Below are 13,928 nucleotides of genomic sequence, written 5' to 3' on the forward strand. Positions count from 1 at the left end.
CGTCATAAGGGATTTTTATCCCGTAATCAGTCGCTTATGTTAACGCAGTTGTTATGGCGTTGTAGGAGGAGAAGAAACAGGCAGTGAGCAGGATCACAATGTAATTCATTGAAATTAAAGGCTGTGATAGAAATTGCTTTTTAATGCGGATTTTCTGTTGCGCAATGTGTCGCCCACTTGTGTAAGAAAAATGTTACGTTTTTGTGATTCTGATTTTGGGCGCGGTGAACACGCTCTGTACAGAGGAGAGTGAGCGACTGAGACCTTAGCGCGGTTGAGACCAGCGGCGCCAGGCGAAGCGAATGATGAAAAACTCAATCGTGCCCAGCAGTAAAAACCACAGGCAAAAAACGATGGTATAGAGCTGGCTGAGATCCTGCAGATGCAGACTCTCCTGCAGCTGTTTTGCCAGCGCAAGACCAAATGAGGGGGCAGGCAGCAGCAGCGCGGAAAAAAAGCCCAGCAGCAGAATACCGCCTGGGATGATCAGCGTTTCGAACGGGTTTTTCATTGCACATTTCCAAATCTGTTAGCGCAGGCATTAGCGCATAAAACCGCGGCACGACGCAATCCCCATGCCCCGCAGTCGCCAGAAATTTCTTCTATTCCATCTACTTAGCGCCATAATTAGCGCAAGTTAAGAGTTATAGCCTTTGCTATACTTAAACCCATGATTTTGTTGTCTTTTTATTCGTGTTTTTGCGTGTTAGACTGCGCGCACTTTTTCATTACTGAACAACAAATGCGGACAAAGTGCAGGCTTAATCGTCTTTTCCGCCATGTTAGTTGAAAACCCATGACATTTATCGCAACCCTGATTCTGGCTTTAGGCATGTCGATGGACGCCTTCGCTGCCGCACTTGGCAAAGGCGCGTCGCTGCATCGCCCGGGATTCAAAGAAGCCTTGCGTACGGGTTTGATCTTCGGCGTGATCGAAATGCTGACGCCTCTGCTTGGCTGGGCAATCGGACTGGCTGCCAGTCACTACATTATGGCGTGGGATCACTGGGTCGCCTTTAGCCTGTTGAGCGTACTGGGCGGCCGTATGATTATGGAAGGGTTCCGCCAGACGGCAGATGAACCCTGCGAAGCGCCACAGCGCCATGGCTTTATGGTGCTGGCCCTCACCGCCGTGGCAACCAGCTTGATGCGCTGGCTGTCGGCGTGGGGCTGGCCTTCCTGCAGGTGAATATTGTTTTAACCGCGCTGACTATCGGTGCGGCCACAACCGTCATGGCCACCACGGGTGTGCTGGTCGGGCGCTTTATTGGTCCGGTACTGGGGAAATGGGCCGAAGTGCTGGGCGGCGTGGTACTGATTAGCATCGGCTGCACCATTTTGCTGGAGCATTTAGGGCTGTTTCGTTAACGTCTGATTCGCTCCAGGATACCCGAAACAGCTCAATTTTGTGATCTGGTTCAAAAATATTTGCGTGAAAAACACGCGGAAGTTATACTTTTCGCGTATTTCTTCAACAATTTTTGAATCAGGTGCACCATGAAACGTTTTTTCCGCTACGTGTTTCGTTCTTATGTAGAGACGTTTAAACACGTACCGCCGGGCGCATTACACTAAGCGCTCTGCAAGTAACCCTCGATAATCGCGGTCAGGGATCGACCTGTGGTTATCACCCTCTGCTTTGCCCCTGCCTGACCTCTCCCGATACCAAAACTCACAAACATTAATTACTTTACCCTCAGGTGGTACCGCTTTTCCGTCGGGCTTTTGGTAACCTGCGCGCAAATTTTTTATAACAATTGAGGCAAGCCATGCAGCTCTGCAGTTTTTCTCTTTCTGACCAGGCAACCAAACGTTACGGCATTGTGCAATCAACGGGCGTGATCGATCTCACTTCACGTCTGGGCGCAGAGTGCCCGGATCTTAAAACGCTGTTGCAGCGCGGTGGCATAAGTGATTTGCGCGCGTTTGATGACCAACCGGTAGATCATCCATTCAGCGCAATTCGCTTCCTGCCGGTCATTGAAAACCCGGGCAAGGTATTTTGCGTTGGTATGAATTACGCTGATAAACGTCAGGAGTTTGCTGCCACGCTCGACGCGCCAACTCTGTTTGTGCGCTTTGCTGATTCGCTGGCGGCCCATGAACAACCGCTGCTCAAGCCGGCCACGACCTCAGAGTTCGACTATGAAGGCGAGCTGGCCGTTATCATCGGCAGTGCGGCTTATCAGGTAAAAGCGCAGGATGCTCTGCAGCATGTGGCGGGCTACAGCTGCTTTATGGATGCCACCGTACGCGATATGCAGTTTACCTGGTTTACCGCCGGGAAGAACTGGCAGCAGACCGGCGGTTTCGGGCCATGGATGACTACGGCAGATGAGATCCCCAATCCGCAGCAGCTGAGCATCAAAACCTGGCTAAACCAGCGTGAAGTTCAGAACGATACCACTGCCAGCATGGTGCATCCGGTGGCAAAGATCATTGAATACATCTCTGCTTTCAGCCCGCTGTCACCGGGTGATGTGATCATCACGGGTTCACCTGGCGGCGTTGGCAAGAAACGCACGCCTCCGCTGTTTATGTTCCCGGGTGATGAGATCGAAGTCGAAATTGAGAAAATTGGCCGACTGCGCCACCGGATTGCCTGAAAGCATTCTGGCAAGCGGGGCGGGTGTGCAGTAATGCGCACCCGATTTAATAAATAAACCCATGCGAACTGTCCCGAAATATATTTAATTTCCTCATAAGGCGTTAGGGAAATAAATATCGCTTGTTATAATATTTTACTGCATCTGTATAAAAACGGATTTTTTGTGACCGTCATTAAAGTCCCTGCTTCTGTCGCATTTAAAAATAAACTTCACGGCGTATTATATTTTCCTGCCGCATCCGGGCAGGAAAATAAGGGACGATAATGAAAAAGAGTCATGAAGGGATCATTGATGATCTCATTAACTACGTGGGTGGTCGGGAAAATATCGCGTCGCTAACGCACTGCATTACGCGCCTGCGTTTTGTGCTGCAGGATATGGCGCGTGCAGATGTCGAGGCGATACGCGCGCTGCCGGCCGTGAAGGGTTGCTTCAGTGCCGCCGGGCAGTTTCAGGTTATTATCGGCACCGACGTGGATATTTATTACAAAGCGTTAGTCGAAAAGCTAAATATTAGCGAATCATCACGCGAACAGATTAAATCGGCCGCGCGCAGTCAAATGAAATGGCACGAGTCGCTATTATCGCACTTCTCGGAGATATTTTTCCCGTTACTGCCTGCGTTAATTAGCGGCGGATTGATTCTCGGCTTTCGTAACGTGCTGGGCGATATTATGGTTGCCGATAATAAGACGCTGGTGCAGCTCTATCCTGGCGTAAAAGGGCTGTATGATTTCCTCTGGTTAATCGGTGAAGCCATCTTTTTCTATTTACCGGTGGGCATCTGCTGGTCGGTGGTGCGTAAATTGGGCGGCACGCCGGTGCTGGGGATTGTGCTGGGCATTACCCTGGTTTCACCGCAGCTGATGAACGCTTACCTGCTGGGCAGCCAGCTGCCGGAAGTGTGGCATTTTGGCTGGTTCAGCATTGAGCGGGTCGGGTATCAGGCGCAGGTAATCCCCGCGCTGCTGGCGGGTCTGGCACTGGCGAAAATAGAGCTGGAGATAAAGCGCCTGGTGCCGGCCTGGCTGACGCTGGTTGTTGTGCCGGTCAGCGCGCTGCTGCTATCGGTATTTCTTGCCCACAGCATCATAGGGCCGTTTGGCCGACTGCTGGGCGACGGCATCGCGTTTGCCGTGCGCCACTTGATGACCGGCAGCTTTGCCCCGATTGGCGCGGCACTGTTTGGTTTTCTGTATGCGCCTATGGTGATCACGGGTGTACATCAAACCACGCTGGCAGTGGATTTACAGATGATTCAGAGTATGGGCGGCACGCCGGTATGGCCGCTGATCGCGCTGTCCAACATTGCGCAAGGCGCAGCGGTTGTGGGGATCATTATCGCCAGTAAGAGCCGTGCTGAACGTGACCTCACGGTACCGGCCGCGATCTCCGCATGGCTGGGAGTGACCGAACCGGCGATGTACGGCGTTAACCTCAAATATCGCTATCCGATGCTGTGCGCCATGATAGGTTCCGCCATGGCCGCGCTGCTCTGTGGCCTGAACGGTGTGATGGCGAACGGGATTGGCGTGGGCGGCTTGCCAGGGATTTTGTCAGTCCAGCCGCAGTTCTGGACCGTCTATGCCATGGCTATCCTGGTGGCGATTCTGGTACCGATGGGGCTCACGATTGTTATCACCCGGCGCAAAGCGGTGGTTGCACAGGTACAGCAGTCAGCGCTTGCCGATCCTCCACAGTCGTAAGGCGGTTGTACGGTACGGAGAGATCGTTACGGTTAAGGCTGCAAAGCCAAAATCCCGGCTTCTTATCTGGCGGCCCGCAGGTTTGATGGCTTTCGGGCCGCCACGACGAAACGGTGAAAAACCGCGCCTTACCGGCACTCTCCGGCTTCGGCCACGGCGATGTAATCGGTATAGAGCTGCGGAGATCCGGAGAAGGAGGCCAGCTGCTTCCACTCCTCATACATCTGTTTGGTGTCACGATGCGCGCGGGCAAAATCTGCCGCGCTGTCGGTTGCGATATCTGGCTGAGGATAAAACACATTCAGTGCCGCTTCGCTCTCAATCTCCATCATGACCACATATCCATCCAGCCGGTTGCCGCTATGGCCCTTTAACAGATGAAACTTCCAGCCGGGGTAGTCCACGATGCGCCCGGCATTCTCCGCAATAAACCGCTCAAACGTCTGCGGCTGGACGCCCGGCTTCAGGGCCAGATAATGGGTGCCAAGGATACGCGCAGTACCGTTGCGGGCGTCAAAACGCGGGCCCGGCACAACGGTGCTCAGCGTATTCTCTGCCAGCAGGGTGAAATGGGTAAACAGGGTAGGACGATGTGCAAAGGTGGCCAGCTGGCGCCACCCGGCCAGTAAGGCATCGGCCTCCGGGTGCTGCTGCCAGAAACGGGTGGCTTCAGCGGTCAGCTCGCCATCATCCTGCATAAAGCGCGCGCGCTGTGCCGCGTCTTTCATCTCAAACAGCATCAGGTATTGATCAACACGCTCACCGCGCAGCCCGCGGAACAGCGTCCAGCGCCAGCCAGGATAACAGGGTAAATTCACGCCCTTTTCCCGCACGAACGCTTCAAATTGCTGATGCGTAACACCAGCTTCGGTATCAATGGCGATATAGAAAAAACTGTAGACGGATGATGACATAGCGAACTCCAGGCACGCCGCAGCGTGCCGGTAAAAGATGAAGGGATTAACCGAACTGCGTATTGATAATGGCTTCGACCAGTACGCGGCCGGCGGGCGTCAGCGTCACGCTTCGGCCATCGCTGATGAGCAAACCGCGCTGCTGCAGATCGCGCAACGCGCGAGCAATCACCGGCTGAGCAAACAGCTGACGCCAAATTTCTGCTGAAACAGCGCATCATCAAGCGGGATCAGCGTTGAGAGCGCCATCTTGCAGCCGTTAATCGCCTGCTGGTCTGGCGACATACCGCGCACCGATGCCACAGGCAGTTGACCGCTATCCAGCGCCCGCTGATAGTCAGCGTAATCGGTCAGGTTGATCAGCTCCGCGCCCGCGCACTTTGAACTGCCGCCAAGACCTATCGCCACCTCCGGCGCCTGCTGATCCAGATCGGTAATGATCGCTTTCCACTTCTCGGGCTGCGCTGTGCGATGGTGGAAATACATGGTCGGATGTTCAAGGTAGTCGCCATCCAGCCACTGCTCCGCCAGGGCGCGCATCTGGTACTGCTGGCCAAGGCTGGGCATGGTCGCCTCTTTACGCTGCCAGGTATTTTCACCCTCTGCCGACACGCCGGTGCGGCTCTCGGCAAACGGCTTCATGTGCAGCTTGGTAAAGACCAGATGCGACAGATCCAGCGCGCGCGCCTGCTGTAAATCATCCCGCACGTCATCCACCGTTTGCCCCTGCAGGCCATACATCAGATCAACACTGACCAGTGCAAATCCCAGCTCGCGCGCATCGCGGATAACCTGGTAGCAGGCTTCGGCACTGTGCATCCGGCCGCAGCCCTTAATCAGGCGATCGGAAAACGACTGCGCACCAAACGAAAGCTTACTGAAGCCAAGTTCACGCAGCTGCGCCAGGAATGCGCGCGTCAGCGTGCCCGGTTCGCCCTCGAAACGCAGCGTGGCATCGCGAAAATTGAAGTGGTTACGGTAAAAGGTCATCAGCCGTTGCAGCTCTTCGGGTGGCAGCAGCGACGGCGTGCCGCCGAACAGATTAAATTCCCCGACCGGCACTTCACCCAGCGCGGGTATCTGCGCCAGCCACAGTTTGGCTTCATGAATATTGCGGTCAACGATGTCGCGGAACAGCGCCGGCGCCCGCGCTGAGGCCGGATTAACGATCACCGTGGAAACTGGCAAAAGTGACATTTGTAGCGGCAGGTTGGAATATAGGCCCACAGATGGATATGCGGGGCGCGCTGCAGGCTGTGCTGCATTGCGCGAAAGAAATCTGGCAGCGGAAAGTCATCAATGTCACCAGGAAACACATGGCAGCCGAAAGGATCGCGTACCACGTACTCAAGCAGATCGGCGTTTTCCGGGCGGCTTAGCACCTCACAGATCGCCGGTCGCGGGTAGTTGCGGTCAATATCCTGCAGGGATTGCAGCCAGGCAGCGCGCATCAGAACACCCCGCCGTTTGCAAAATAGTTATGGGCTTCACCGGATTCGCGATCCTCACAGTAGTACCAGACGAAACGGCTGAAATCCTCTTCCGCGACACGGGCGAAGCAGGCGGGCAACGGCGGAGGTGCTCCAATGTCTTCTCCCACTGCACGACGCAGCGCGGCAAACAGCGCATGATGAAACTCAAAGTAGAGGCGGAAAGCCGGGGTTTTGTAGCTGTGAATCGGCAGAAAATCGGTGACGCTCATCTCCTGCATTATGCAGTGAATGCGTGCATACATCTGCTCAGCCACCGCAGGCGTAAAGAAGTCGATTACGGCGGTATTGTCCCGCAGCAGCGAGGGATTAAGCAGCACTGGCAGCACCAGATTCTTCGGCACATAATCTTTAATCGAGTAGTCCCAGGCTTGCTGCGCCTGCTCCGGGGTAACGTCGGTAAACGGCGTCAGCGCGGCCAGCGCCGGGCGGACATCTTTCATGATGATGGTGCCGTTGTGCCCGTAAGCCACGCCTTCAATGACCTCATGCAGCAGGTTATCCACGCGACGACTATTAATCTGCACCCGCGAATGCGGCGCGTACACCGGTTTGCCACCGGCAGCAATCACCTTGATGCCAAAGTCCCAGTCATCGGACAGATGTTCAACAAACTCGCCGTTCTTCAGCTGGCAGAAGATCTCAATGCCGCCCACTTTGTCATACAGCTGCTTCTCCACGGCAAAACCTTTGCCATCGGGAAAGCCGCCAAACAGTGAAAACGAAGCGTGCCGGCAGCGCAGGGTCTTTTCGATTTCGCTATACAGACGCGGACGCTCATGGAAATCTGCGGTTTCGTAGTAGTAGTTGCAGGTACCGAGATCGCCCTGCTGTGCGATCATGGTGCTGACCAGTTCGTCAATCCACAGATCATCGACAGTGCAATCGGCATCGGCAGAGAGGATGTAGTGTTTGCGCGGATAGCCGCTGGCTTCATCGCGCGCCCCGGCGCGCTGCGAGGCGAAATCCATCCCTTTTTTGCGCGCCGATGAGACCCCCTGTACAGCTTCATGCAGCAGATGCACGCGCAGCTGAGGATGCTGTGCGGCAAATGCGGTGATTAACGCCACCGAGTTATCAGTGGAGTTGTTATCCACCATAATGACTTCAAGATTATCAAAACTGAACAATCCGCCGGGTGAACGCTGCTGTAATATTGAGGCCATTACCGCATTAATTCGCGCGGCTTCGTTATAAACGGGCAGCACAACTGAAATAAAACATGGGTTATCCATCGTCACTCCTTAACTACCTGTGAAATATCGTGTGGAAAATATGATCTGAAAGCAAAGATTTACCTTTATGATAATTGCGCAGGGCCATGGCTAAACGCCGCTCATCATCATGTAATAAGCGATCAACGCGCTGTATAAATTCGCTGTCTGGTAATCCATCCTGGCCGGCGGAAATATCCATCAGCTCGCCCTCAAATCCATGCTGGCCATAAACTTCGTGGTAATATTCATAACGCGTGGCGATATAGCTGCGCTGGTGGCTAATGGCCTCGCCAATCGGGTTGCCATAACTGTCGTAATCCCACGCGGTTAAAAAAGAGAGCAGATCGCAGGCGTGATAGAGATCCTGAATGGTAGTCGCATGCGGATTATGCTCCATAAAATCATGGTTCAGCGCGCCGAAAAAGATGACATAAGGTTCCAGTTGCAGAGCGTTAATCTGCTTTTTCAGCGTGGCAAAATGGCGCTCATCTTCCAGCGGATCGCCGGCTACCATTAAATAGACGCGATGGGGTAAATGCTGTTCAATTAACCTTCTGTTTATGGCCTGTAATAGATATATATCCCGATCGAGGCGCTTGGCCGGAATAATACGCGTAGTGCGCGCAATCACTTTATCCTGCGGCTGCAGGCCAAACAGCTGGCGCAGATCTTTACGCGGATGCTGTGGATCGAACGGATAGGTGTTGCGCATCACCTCAATATTCACCTGATGATCGCACCAGGCTGCCAGCTGCGAAGCCAGCGCCTGATTGAGCGCCACATAGGTGATGTGCGGCGAAGGCTGTGGTTTTACGGCATGGAGCCAGGGCGCCTCACCGTAGCGTGATGAGGTCGATTCACTGTTCCACATCAAATCGTGATCGCGCCATAATACATAGCGCTCAAGCTGTCTCTCTTCGCCATAGTGGGCAATGGCCAGATAGAGCGCCCGCGTAAAAATAATATTGTCCGGTAGCGTGCCGTTTTCGATGATTAAATAGTGAATATCCAGCGCCCGCCACTTCTCACACAGCTTTTGCGCGACATCAGCCGCCATCTTGTGACTGATATTCAGCAGGTGCTGTTCTGCATCGTGCGTGACTTTTTCACTGCGATTAATGAATACGTCGTGAATATATTGCAGAAAAGAGGGTGTATACCCTTCAACCTGACGAATAGCATCGTGACGCACTAATGTGAAGTGATGCTGCAGGGCTGCTATTTCATGATCTGAATAAGGGCGGGCGAAATTGCCTTTATCCAGTTTAATGTCATAGCCAATATCCAGATAGCAAAGCGTATTTTCATCGCGTAAGCGTACGGCAATCTTAGCCGCTTCTACGGTAATTCCGGAGAGGGCAACAGCATCAAAAGAGATAAAAAGGGCCTTGCGTTGTAATTCCATTTTTGGTCACCACGCTCATACCTGAACATTAACGGTGACTGAACGTTAAGTGAATTTATTAGGTTAAACTATGATCTCATCCACAAAACGTTATTGCTGCTGATCTATTAAGTCTTACTAATGCATTTATGGATAAATTAATCAGGCCGAATATTTTTATTATTTAATTGGCTTTAAGCCTTGTCTCAAAAAAATAATTATTAAATGCGCTGCTATATATTTCGCTGTGGATAAGTGCGCAATAAAAAAAGCCTCCCGCAGGAGGCTCTCACACTGGCGATGGATCAGAACTCAGGCGCCATCGGTAATGGGTTTTCTCACCAGCAGCAGATAGGCCAGCGCACCCACCACCGTGACACCGGCACAGATCATCAGTGCAAGGCTGAACGATTTAGTGGTATCCAGCACCCAGCCGGTGATGATTGGCGCGAAGGAGGCAAACACAAAGCTGGCAAAGTTCTGGATACTGCCGACCGACGCCGTCATACGCGCTGTAACGTTGGCATGAATCAGACCCCAGCAGGAGGTGCCGGCAAAGTGGATGCAGAACAGTGCCATCCCAATCAGCGCGACGGCGCTGGTGGTATCCGTGGCGCGCGTAACAAGGGTGGTGAACGCGGCTGACAGCAGCATGCCGCTTACGATCGACACTTTGCGCACCTTCACGGCATCCATACCGCGGCGCACCAGCGCATCCACCGCGTAGCCATTCAGCAGCATACCGGCGGCGCCAAACAGGAAGGGAATCGCCGCCAGCAGGCCCGTACTTTTTAAATCCAGATGATAGGTTGATTGCAGATATCCCGGCAGCCAGGCGATGTAGAGCCACGCCGTGTAGTTGATGCCGCTAAAGCCAATCATCATGCCCCACATGGTGCGCTGCTTAAACAGGCCGCGCCACTCGGCAAAGCTCAGCGGCTCTTTGCGGGATGCTACGCTGCCAGCCTGCAGATAGTGGATCTCTTCACCGCTCAGCGTGTTGTTATCACGGTCGCGGTAAGTCAGATACCAGCCAATCGCGAGGAACATCCCCAGTACGCCGATGGTGACAAACATGCCGCGCCAGCCCATTACCAGCATCATGGCGGCGAGAATCGGCGGGGCAATCGACAGGCCAATCATCGAGGCGGCGTTAAACATGCCCATCGGCATACCGCGATCTTTGATATTGAACCAGTCATTGATCACTTTAACGCCGCAGGGGTTCATCGGTGCTTCACCGATCCCCAGGCCAATACGCACCAGCACAAACTGGGTAAAGTTATGCACCAGGCCGGCTGCCGCCTGGAACAGCGACCAGAAAAACATCCCGATCGCCAGCATAATGCGCGGGCCTTTGCGGTCCAGCAGCGCTCCGCACGGCAGCTGCGCTAATCCGTACGCCAGCGAGAAGGCTGAAAGCAGCACGCCGATCTCCGTCGCGGAGAGTCCCAGCTCTTCGCGAATGGTCATGTTCGCCACCGAGAGCGAACTGCGGTCAAGGTAGTTAATGATGGCGGCAAACAGCAGCAGCAGCATAGCCGTAATCTGGATCTTGCGGATGCGCGGTGAACGCACCACATCACCGCGTGCCGGAACGAACTCCTGCCCTTGGTGTTCGGGCGCGTTCTGGCGACCACGCGTCGATGTATTTTCCATTGCAACCTCCCGGGTGGGGTACTTATCGTTATCAGTCGTTGGCTCCTGCGGCAGCAAAGCGGTACTGCCGCAATGGATTGTTTCCGAGACTAGAAGTAAACCGGCGGAGATGTTGCAAACATGTTTCTGATTCGTGCGGGCGCTTATGCTTTGTGGTTTTTAATCGGTTTTTAATTGTACTGCCGAAGAGAACGGATCATCGATGTTTTGGCCGTGGCAAGGTGCGCGTGCAGTGCGCATAGCGCATCCACATCCTGACGGCTGATCAGCGCAGTCAGTATCGCCATGTGCTCCTCAAGCGCGACAATATTCCGCTGCTTGAGATCGCTCTCATCCCATTGATAGTGTGAGTGGAAAATCACAGAGATAATCTCCAGCGACTGGTTGAAAAAGGGGTTGTTGGCGGCTGAGAGAATCAGGGTATGCATCTCCTTATCCAGCGCCGCAAACTGCCGGTAGTTGCTGGCGATGGTGTCACGCAGGGTACGATGGCGATCCAGCAGATCGCGCGCCTGCATCCAGCGCTCATCATCCGCAGCGAGGTTCAGGAAGCGTGTTAACGCGTGGGTCTCCAGCATTTCGCGCAGCTCAAACAGCTTCGCGGCGTAATCCTGATCGAACTTTTTCATGCGCCACTGGCCACGCTTAACCGGCTCAAGCAGGTTATAGCGCATAAAGCGCAGCAGAAATTCACGTACGACAACCGGGCTGACTTTAACCCGCTGCGCCAGCTGCAGTTCGGTGAAGCTGTCGCCCGGTACCAGCTGGCGTTGGTTAATCAGATTAAAAAATGCCTGCTCAAACTGCAGCGCCTGCTGATCAATCGGCAGCGTCAGGTCGCTGAATCCATCCTCTTCGTCCGGAGCGCGCACGATCACCCACGTCTCTTCGACCTTCTCCAGCACACCGCGCAGATGCAGGTGGTGCAGGGTATGGCGCACCGTAGTCCGGCTGATATTGAACATCTCTGCCAGCGCCGCCTGCGGCGGTAACGGCGAGCGAATATGGCCGCGGGCGATAGCCTCCAGCATCTGGTTAATGACGTTCTGGCGCAAATTCTGACTTCGGCTCATCCGCTTCTCCGGTTTTTTATGCATTAAAAACCACACAAAGCCCAAAAAAATCGTCCTGCTTCACATTTCCCACCGCGCATTAAACGGCAGCGCCTGATTTTCGCCATAACTGCGACATCAGCACAGGAGAGCAGCAATGACAAACATGAGAACCCTGGTGGTCACCGAGCCGCGCCATATGGTGTGGCAGCAGCGCGTAAAACCGACACCCGGTGCGCACGACGTTTTAATCAAACCGCTTACCGCCGGCATCTGCGGCACGGATATTCACGCCTGGGCCGGGAATCAGCCGTTCTTCTCCTATCCACGCGTGCTGGGCCATGAGCTGTGTGGAGAAGTGGTGACGCTGGGCGCTGAAGCACAAGGGTTCCGGGTAGGACAGCGTGTGGCGCTGATCCCGTATGTCGCCTGCCAGCGCTGCGATGCGTGCCTGAGCGGGAAAACCAACTGCTGTGAGAACATTTCAGTGATCGGTGTGCACGAAGATGGGGGATTCTGTGAATTCCTCTGCGTGCCGGAGAGCAACCTGCTGGCAGTAGATGATGTGGCGCCGGAAGCGGCGGCGCTGATTGAGCCTTTTGCCATTAGCGCCCATGCGGTGCGGCGTGCTGCCGTCATCGCCGATGAGCAGGTGCTGGTGGTGGGTGCCGGTCCGATTGGCCTCGGCGTGGCCGCCATCGCCGCGGCAGCGGGCGCACAGGTGGTGGTCGCCGATACCAGCGCGCAGCGCCGCGAGCATGTGACGCAGCAGCTCCGGCTGGCCACCGTCGATCCTCTGGCGCACGATTTTGACGCGGCGTTGCGCGCAGAGTTTGGCGGACGCCTGGCGGCAAAAGTGATTGATGCCACGGGCAATCCGGCGGCGATGAACGGCGCGGTAAAACTGATTCGCCATGGCGGCACCATTGTGTTTGTCGGCCTGCATAAAGGCGACCTGGTGATTCCGGATACCGAGTTCCATAAGAAAGAGACGACCCTGATGGGGAGCCGCAACGCCACGCGCGAAGATTTTGATAAAGTGCGCGAACTGATGGCGAACGGCCAGCTGCGTGCCGACATGATGCTGAATCGTCACTATGATTTCTCCGGGCTGGCCGACTGTTTTGAGACGGAAGTGATTAACAATCGCGCGCTGATTAAGGGCGTGATTCATTTCACGCGGTAGCGGCGCACAGGCATTCAGAGCGGGCCCGGACACTGAACACGGTCAGAAGGCATGGATGCCGTTGTGGCTGAAAACCCTCTCTCTTCAGGCTCTTGTCATGGCCAGCCCACGGCTCACACCTTGTCACCTTTACCCATATTGTCTCCTTTCTGCTGCCAGCGTATTATCGTGCGCCTGAGGTGATGGCGTGCCACCTTACCCAACCGCCGTTCTGGTAACCAGACGGCTGATGACGCCTGACAACACACGTATCCTTGCGCGGGAGACGGCGGTGTGTCAGGTGACTCTCCTGCCGCGGCCCTGCGCGTATCCCATTTCAGGAGCTTCATAAGATGTTGAAATCGCTGTTTGCGGTGATGATCGGTGGCGCGGCGGGCTGTACGTTACGCTGGCTTATCTCGTTACGTTTCAATGCTTTTTTTCCGAATTTGCCGCCGGGCACGCTAATCGTAAACCTTGTCGGTGGCTTTATCATCGGTGCGGCGATGGCGTTCTTTGTGCGCAACCCGCATATCGATCCCGCCTGGAAATTGTTAATCGTCACCGGCCTGTGTGGCGGGCTCACCACGTTCTCTACCTTCTCGGCGGAAATTGTCACCTTGCTACAATCAGGGAAGTATCTCTGGGCGATGACCAGCGTCATGGTGCATGTGATCGGCTCACTGCTGATGACCTTCGCCGGTTTTGCCGCGGTGACCCTGCTGGGCTAAT

Annotated in this window: 14 protein-coding genes, 1 pseudogene and 1 riboswitch; of the genes and pseudogenes, 6 read left to right on the forward strand and 9 right to left on the reverse strand. The window is 54.6% G+C overall.

From position 1 onward, the window contains the following. Positions 1-265 precede the first annotated feature (265 nt). Positions 266-511, reverse strand: coding sequence for a DUF1158 domain-containing protein (locus HA48_RS05510; RefSeq protein WP_128600134.1), 246 nt, complete (start codon positions 509-511; stop codon positions 266-268). A gap of 285 nt (positions 512-796) precedes the next feature. Between HA48_RS05510 and mntP the strand changes: the two are divergent. The 4 genes and pseudogenes from mntP to treB all read left to right on the forward strand — a co-directional run bounded on the left by mntP (position 797) and on the right by treB (position 4,315). Next, positions 797-1,368: pseudogene (mntP, locus tag HA48_RS05515) on the forward strand (manganese efflux pump MntP). A gap of 129 nt (positions 1,369-1,497) precedes the next feature. Beyond that, the gene (gene azuC, locus HA48_RS22915) at positions 1,498-1,575 is read left to right on the forward strand and encodes a stress response protein AzuC (RefSeq protein ID WP_128600184.1); all 78 of its coding nucleotides are present in this window, start codon (positions 1,498-1,500) and stop codon (positions 1,573-1,575) included. 194 nt (positions 1,576-1,769) lie between these two features. After that, complete coding sequence (locus HA48_RS05525; protein ID WP_128600135.1) at positions 1,770-2,606, forward strand: fumarylacetoacetate hydrolase family protein; 837 nt, start codon at positions 1,770-1,772, stop codon at positions 2,604-2,606. 266 nt (positions 2,607-2,872) lie between these two features. Continuing rightward, positions 2,873-4,315 carry a PTS trehalose transporter subunit IIBC gene (gene treB / locus HA48_RS05530; RefSeq protein ID WP_128600136.1) on the forward strand — a complete coding sequence of 481 codons (1,443 nt, stop codon included), beginning with the start codon at positions 2,873-2,875 and terminating at the stop codon, positions 4,313-4,315. A 128-nt stretch (positions 4,316-4,443) separates the two neighbouring features. Here the strand turns inward: treB and HA48_RS05535 are convergent, their stop codons facing one another. The 8 genes from HA48_RS05535 to HA48_RS05560 form a co-directional block, all read right to left on the reverse strand. Then, complete coding sequence (locus tag HA48_RS05535) at positions 4,444-5,229, reverse strand: hypothetical protein (RefSeq protein ID WP_128600137.1); 786 nt, start codon at positions 5,227-5,229, stop codon at positions 4,444-4,446. Between the two features lie 46 nt (positions 5,230-5,275). After that, entirely contained in the window at positions 5,276-5,401 is a 126-nt protein-coding gene (locus HA48_RS22770; RefSeq protein WP_279626735.1) for a hypothetical protein, read from the reverse strand. Then, a complete protein-coding gene (locus HA48_RS05540) occupies positions 5,398-6,426 on the reverse strand; it encodes a radical SAM protein (protein ID WP_244182801.1) in 1,029 nt (342 codons plus the stop codon). Before HA48_RS05540 ends, HA48_RS22770 begins: the two co-directional genes overlap by 4 nt. Continuing rightward, positions 6,399-6,680: a hypothetical protein gene (locus HA48_RS22400; protein WP_244182802.1), complete on the reverse strand. Its 282-nt coding sequence runs from the start codon at positions 6,678-6,680 to the stop codon at positions 6,399-6,401. The genes HA48_RS05540 and HA48_RS22400 overlap by 28 nt, the downstream gene beginning before the upstream one ends. Further along, complete coding sequence (locus HA48_RS05545; protein ID WP_128600138.1) at positions 6,680-7,954, reverse strand: glycosyltransferase family 2 protein; 1,275 nt, start codon at positions 7,952-7,954, stop codon at positions 6,680-6,682. Before HA48_RS05545 ends, HA48_RS22400 begins: the two co-directional genes overlap by 1 nt. A 13-nt stretch (positions 7,955-7,967) precedes the next feature. Beyond that, positions 7,968-9,341, reverse strand: a complete 1,374-nt coding sequence (locus HA48_RS05550) for a glycosyltransferase family protein (RefSeq protein ID WP_128600139.1) — start codon at positions 9,339-9,341, stop codon at positions 7,968-7,970. Between the two features lie 291 nt (positions 9,342-9,632). Next, positions 9,633-10,979 carry an MFS transporter gene (locus HA48_RS05555; RefSeq protein WP_128600140.1) on the reverse strand — a complete coding sequence of 449 codons (1,347 nt, stop codon included), beginning with the start codon at positions 10,977-10,979 and terminating at the stop codon, positions 9,633-9,635. A gap of 170 nt (positions 10,980-11,149) precedes the next feature. Further along, on the reverse strand, positions 11,150-12,052 hold the full coding sequence (locus tag HA48_RS05560) for a GntR family transcriptional regulator (protein WP_128600141.1): 903 nt from the start codon (positions 12,050-12,052) through the stop codon (positions 11,150-11,152). A 136-nt stretch (positions 12,053-12,188) separates the two neighbouring features. Between HA48_RS05560 and HA48_RS05565 the strand changes: the two genes are divergently transcribed. Together HA48_RS05565 and crcB are read left to right on the forward strand one after the other, a co-directional pair. After that, entirely contained in the window at positions 12,189-13,217 is a 1,029-nt protein-coding gene (locus HA48_RS05565; RefSeq protein ID WP_128600142.1) for a zinc-binding alcohol dehydrogenase family protein, read from the forward strand. 169 nt (positions 13,218-13,386) lie between these two features. After that, positions 13,387-13,463, forward strand: a riboswitch (Fluoride riboswitch). Positions 13,464-13,549: 86 nt separating this feature from the next. Further along, positions 13,550-13,927, forward strand: coding sequence for a fluoride efflux transporter CrcB (gene crcB, locus HA48_RS05570; protein WP_128600143.1), 378 nt, complete (start codon positions 13,550-13,552; stop codon positions 13,925-13,927). Position 13,928 lies beyond the last annotated feature (1 nt).

Origin of the sequence: Pantoea wallisii (assembly GCF_002095485.1) — a bacterium.
GTDB lineage: Bacteria > Pseudomonadota > Gammaproteobacteria > Enterobacterales > Enterobacteriaceae > Pantoea > Pantoea wallisii.

Coding starts and splice junctions, on each gene's coding strand:
- HA48_RS05510 (WP_128600134.1), bottom strand. CDS start 511: ATGAAAAACCCGTTCGAAACGCTGATCATCCCAGGCGGTATTCTGCTG.
- azuC (WP_128600184.1), top strand. CDS start 1,498: ATGAAACGTTTTTTCCGCTACGTGTTTCGTTCTTATGTAGAGACGTTT.
- HA48_RS05525 (WP_128600135.1), top strand. CDS start 1,770: ATGCAGCTCTGCAGTTTTTCTCTTTCTGACCAGGCAACCAAACGTTAC.
- treB (WP_128600136.1), top strand. CDS start 2,873: ATGAAAAAGAGTCATGAAGGGATCATTGATGATCTCATTAACTACGTG.
- HA48_RS05535 (WP_128600137.1), bottom strand. CDS start 5,229: ATGTCATCATCCGTCTACAGTTTTTTCTATATCGCCATTGATACCGAA.
- HA48_RS05540 (WP_244182801.1), bottom strand. CDS start 6,426: ATGTCACTTTTGCCAGTTTCCACGGTGATCGTTAATCCGGCCTCAGCG.
- HA48_RS22400 (WP_244182802.1), bottom strand. CDS start 6,680: ATGCGCGCTGCCTGGCTGCAATCCCTGCAGGATATTGACCGCAACTAC.
- HA48_RS05545 (WP_128600138.1), bottom strand. CDS start 7,954: ATGGATAACCCATGTTTTATTTCAGTTGTGCTGCCCGTTTATAACGAA.
- HA48_RS05550 (WP_128600139.1), bottom strand. CDS start 9,341: ATGGAATTACAACGCAAGGCCCTTTTTATCTCTTTTGATGCTGTTGCC.
- HA48_RS05555 (WP_128600140.1), bottom strand. CDS start 10,979: ATGGAAAATACATCGACGCGTGGTCGCCAGAACGCGCCCGAACACCAA.
- HA48_RS05560 (WP_128600141.1), bottom strand. CDS start 12,052: ATGAGCCGAAGTCAGAATTTGCGCCAGAACGTCATTAACCAGATGCTG.
- HA48_RS05565 (WP_128600142.1), top strand. CDS start 12,189: ATGACAAACATGAGAACCCTGGTGGTCACCGAGCCGCGCCATATGGTG.
- crcB (WP_128600143.1), top strand. CDS start 13,550: ATGTTGAAATCGCTGTTTGCGGTGATGATCGGTGGCGCGGCGGGCTGT.